We start from the raw sequence: 912 nt of genomic DNA, 5'->3' as shown, positions 1-912 counted from the left end.
GCCACCCGGCGGACGCATGCCGACCCTCCAGGAATGCGCTCAATGCATACCTTTCGTGCGGCGCCTGCTGGAGCTGGAGAGCGTGCATACGTTGGTATTGACCGGGACGCTGGCGGCCCGCTGTTTCCTGCCCGGATCGGGCGCCCGTCGCGGCGGCACCGCCACGCTGACGCTGACGGAGGGCGCTTCGCCGCTGACGGCGCTCTTTTTTCCGTCGCTCGCCGCCGTTCGCGACACGCCGGCCCGCCGGCAGGAGGCGTGGGCCGCGCTGCGCCGTCTGCACCGCCATCTTTCCGCCGATCTCCCGAAAAATTGACGCGAACAACGCGCGCCAAACCCCGCAAACACGGCAGTTTGCGTCAATAATGAGATTCGTGCCGGCCGCTTCGGGTTGCCAAGGGCGGTCCCGCCGTGTAGCGCCGCCTTCATGCGAGGGATCGGTCGAACGTTCTCCCGCCTACCCGCCGCCCCGAGACGCTCGTTCCGAGCGTTCATCGCAGGGGCCGCGATCCTCGCCGGGGCAGCCACCTCGGCACTGCCGATTCCGGCACGCGGACAGACCACCGGCGGGGGTGGCGACGAAACAGCGATGGCAGTGCCGCGGATCGGACCGACGGATGGCGGGCGCGTCAGCCTGCCGCAACCGTTGTCGCCGGCGGATGCCGCGCGTATCCGGCGCATCTTCACGATGCAGGCCCGTCACGAGTTCGCCCTGGCGGCGCCGGAGACCGGGCGTCTCGGCGACAAGCTTCTGCTCGGCACCATCCTGGGCAACCGCTATCTGATGCCGGGCTACCGCACCGGCGCCGACGAGCTGCGCGCCTGGCTCGCCAGCTATGCCGACCAGCCGGATGCGATCGCCATCCGCGCGCTACTGGTCCGGAAGCTGCCGCGCGGCGCCGCCGTCCCGCC

At 70.6% G+C, this 912-nt stretch carries 2 pseudogenes; both read left to right on the top strand.

The annotated features are described in order from the left end of the window. Positions 1-316 (top strand): annotated as a pseudogene (locus B8460_RS10580) (hypothetical protein); the annotation flags it as partial. A gap of 273 nt (positions 317-589) precedes the next feature. Continuing rightward, positions 590-912: pseudogene (locus tag B8460_RS10575) on the top strand (lytic transglycosylase domain-containing protein); the annotation flags it as partial.

Source organism: Acidisphaera rubrifaciens HS-AP3 (assembly GCF_000964365.1).
GTDB lineage: Bacteria > Pseudomonadota > Alphaproteobacteria > Acetobacterales > Acetobacteraceae > Acidisphaera > Acidisphaera rubrifaciens.
This window is presented reverse-complemented; position numbering and strand designations above follow the sequence as displayed.